This window comes from Flavihumibacter sp. CACIAM 22H1, assembly GCF_001601815.1.
Classification (GTDB): Bacteria; Bacteroidota; Bacteroidia; order Chitinophagales; family Chitinophagaceae; genus Flavihumibacter.
In genome coordinates this window covers 1-2,919 of the sequence record NZ_LUKG01000153.1, presented here as the reverse complement: position 1 = coordinate 2,919, position 2,919 = coordinate 1, and the positions used below count along the sequence as shown (strand labels likewise).

Genomic DNA, 2,919 nt, shown 5'->3' with positions numbered 1-2,919 from the left:
GTAATAAGCAGGGCTGCTGCTTCAAATCTTCCTTGCGGCACCCCGTTTACAGGTTCCACCCATCGAAATACCTTTCCATTGGCGGCATTCAGATCGGGCAGGTAATTTCCTCTTCCCTGCCCCACTTCCACAAAACTCAGGTTATAGCGGGCACTATCCGGATTGGTAGAGTACACATAGATGGAATCCGGCTGGCCATTTACGAGCACTTCAATTTTCTTATACAGGATCTTACCCGGAGAAAAGGTATCAATCGAAGCCACGGGGTAAAATGCAGCCTGAATACTATCTCCGATCATACCAAGAAATTGTTTTTGCTGCGGATCCAGGGTTTGATTGATGAGCGAATTTTTGGCGTCGTTATTCGAAAATGCCGCCATCCGAACCCGGAATCGTTTACCCAGGTCTGTTTCATTCGAAAGGTAAAGATTGGTGTTGAGGCAATTACGATCGGCATATTCGAACTCCACCTGTATTCTCCGGTCCTTACTGATCATACGACGGGGCGTAAAGGTTATTTCTGCCGTATTATAGTTGATGACATAATCACGGTCTTCGCCCCGTTGCAGCAATTCACCGTCAAGATAAACCCGTTCAGTACCCGCCAGTACTACAAAATACAATTCATTGTTGGAGCCGGTTAAGCGGTACGGGCCCTGGTTTCCTTCCTGTCCATCGAAAATATTACGGGTAAATTTTCCTTTTGCGATGGAACCGCTGAACATGGTTCTGTTCACCACATTTCGGCCCAGGTTACTCGTATTTTCAAAGGCACCTCCCTGCAGGCGTTTATAAAAATTCAGGAAATAATTGCGATTCTGGCGGATATCAATATCTCCCAAACTTAGTTGCCAGCCGTTTTTTTTGAATTGCAGGAAGATCCTGTCAAATTCATTTAACTGCTGCGTAGTACCGTCCGGTTGGATAGGGATATTATTATCTGTGATGGCTGCAGCTATTTCAATACTATCGCCCAAAAAACCGTTGATCTGGAGGTTGAGGTTGGAGGTTACCACGGCATCCTGTGCGTTTCCGAAAGAAATTCCTCTTCCGAAACTGCCACTGTAATTGATATTTCCAAAGTTAAAAAACTCTTCTTCATTCCGGCCCGGGTTACCCATACTTCTAATAGTCTGCTGAGACACGTAATTGTTCAGTAAACTGTCAAAATTCAGTTCCTGTTTTACTTTATTCAAACGGGTTGAAAAACTTCGCCAGCTTACCAAAACGGAATCAAAAGGAAGCAGGGTGTGGAATTCAATACTGCTGTTTAACCAGTCGATGGTATAGAGTGAATCAGCAATACCGGTAATCCGTAGCGTTCCGGGAACAATGGTCATGCTATCCAATACCAGCTTTCCCTGTTTAACCGGCACCATTGCCTGGCGAAAATTGGAGGATTTTAAGGCTTTTAGGGGCGGGGGGGCCTGGGCCAGGAGCTTCGATCCCCAGAAAACGATCATCAATAATATCAGCAGTTGTTTTCCCAAACGTCCCGGTTTCCACTTAAAGCGATAAAATTAACTGATTATTGCCCAAAAATGCCCATGCAGCGGACCGGTCGCTTTTATTGTCAAATGAGCATGAAAATTTCAACTGCTGCATTACTGCCCGCTTTTATACTACCGATCCTTTTTTTGAGCTCCTGTACCACCCGCGATATTTTCCGTAGCCCCTATACCAACCAGCAAAACAGCTATCATGTAATGCCGCTTTTATCGGATGAAAAGAAAACAGCCAATTACCTGACGGCTTCTGCTACCCTTGGCGGTTCCAATGATTATCTTACCGATGAAGTATATATTTTCCAGGGAAAATGGCATGTGAGTCATCAGTTCGGCTCCCGCATCCAGGGTTATTTTGGTTTGCATGGAAGTGCCGGCCTTTATGATATTTCAAGCAATGCCTATTCAACCAATGACTATGATCCTGCAACCGGGCAACCAATTGAATTCAATGGTCCGAAAGGGAATAAGTTTACGGGCTCTTTCGGTTCTACTGCCGGGCTTGCCGTGGTTATTCCGCTGGGCAACCGCGCCGAATGGCGGGTTTTTGGCCTGGAATCTTCGATCGGGCGCGAATGGGGCGATTATTACAAAGCCAGGCGGTCTTTGCCAGACTCTGTTATTGATATTGCCGATCGCCGAAATACACACCTTACACTGGGAGGTTTTACAGAATGGGTATTTAAACCAAGAAACCCGGACATTAGGTTTGGTTACCAACTCGCTATCGGATCATCACTTCACCGACTGAGGAATGATGTAAATGGATTCTATAATTTCACACCGTTTTACATCAACAATACTTTTCATTTTACCGTTCGCCGAACGACAGGAATAATCCGCTTTGCGGCGGGAAATTATTTTGGGGCGGTACAAACAGGTTTCAGTTACCGGCTGTAATTATGCCGGCACGGATTCACCATACATTTCTGCTTTTAATTTTTTAACCCGGTCATCTTCCAGGTACTCATCAAAACTCATCAACCGGTCAATAATGCCAGCAGGAGTTAATTCAATAATCCGGTTGGCTACCGTTTGCATAAATGTATGGTCATGCGATGTCAGCAACACAATGCCTGTGAAGTTCTGGCAGCCTTCGTTAAAGCTCTGAATACTTTCCAGGTCAAGGTGGTTAGTCGGCTGATCCAGCATAATGAGGTTGGGGTTTTGTAACATCATCCGGCTTAACATGCAACGAACTTTTTCGCCGCCGCTAAGCACATTGGTCTTCTTCATGATATCATCCCCACTGAATAGCATTTTGCCTAAAAATCCGCGCAGGAAAGGTTCATCCGCATCAGTAACATGAGCAGGTACATACTGGCGCAACCACTCCAACAGGCTCAGGCCATTGGTAAAAAATTCATTGTTTTCAATGGGAAGATAAGCGCTGGTAATAGTGGTTCCCCATTCA

General features: G+C 45.3%; 2 protein-coding genes and 1 pseudogene. 1 reads left to right on the top strand and 2 read right to left on the bottom strand.

What is annotated here, in order from left to right; all coding sequences use genetic code 11:
• Positions 1 to 1,490 (bottom strand): annotated as a pseudogene (locus tag A1D16_RS21425) (hypothetical protein); the annotation flags it as partial.
• 93 nt (positions 1,491 to 1,583) lie between these two features.
• On the opposite strand from A1D16_RS21425, the gene A1D16_RS21420 reads away from it, so the two are divergent.
• The gene (locus tag A1D16_RS21420) at positions 1,584 to 2,405 is read left to right on the top strand and encodes a hypothetical protein (protein WP_290713710.1); all 822 of its coding nucleotides are present in this window, start codon (positions 1,584 to 1,586) and stop codon (positions 2,403 to 2,405) included.
• Here A1D16_RS21420 and A1D16_RS21415 read toward each other — a convergent pair.
• On the bottom strand, positions 2,406 to 2,919 hold a 514-nt coding region (locus A1D16_RS21415; protein ID WP_290713707.1), incomplete at its 5' end, for an ATP-binding cassette domain-containing protein.

Excerpts from the sequence above, each read along its gene's own strand:
- A1D16_RS21420 (WP_290713710.1), top strand. The coding sequence starts at position 1,584 with ATGAAAATTTCAACTGCTGCATTACTGCCCGCTTTTATACTACCGATC.